This window comes from Bradyrhizobium sp. sGM-13 (assembly GCF_018398875.1).
Lineage (GTDB): Bacteria > Pseudomonadota > Alphaproteobacteria > Rhizobiales > Xanthobacteraceae > Bradyrhizobium.
In genome coordinates this window covers 1-215 of sequence record NZ_JAGWDK010000518.1, presented here as the reverse complement: position 1 = coordinate 215, position 215 = coordinate 1, and the positions used below count along the sequence as shown (strand labels likewise).

General features: G+C 65.6%; 1 pseudogene. It reads right to left on the bottom strand.

What is annotated here, in order from left to right:
- Positions 1-215 (bottom strand): annotated as a pseudogene (locus KJQ96_RS39850) (threonine/serine dehydratase); the annotation flags it as partial.

Sequence of the window (215 nt, the reverse complement as noted above, 5' to 3'; positions counted from 1 at the left end):
CTGTGCGTCGGCGATTGCGGCGTCGGAAACCAACACGGTTTGTCGTGCGTATTTCTGTACGATCGGGAAGACCTGTTCGCCGACGCGCCGCGGCGCAAGCGAATCCGCAGCCAGCCCGCCGGCCTCAGCATCGATCGGATGGCCGGCTTCAAGGGCCCTGGTCAACGTGGGCGATGCAAGCGGCTCGACGCCGACTACGTTGATGCGGCCGGCAT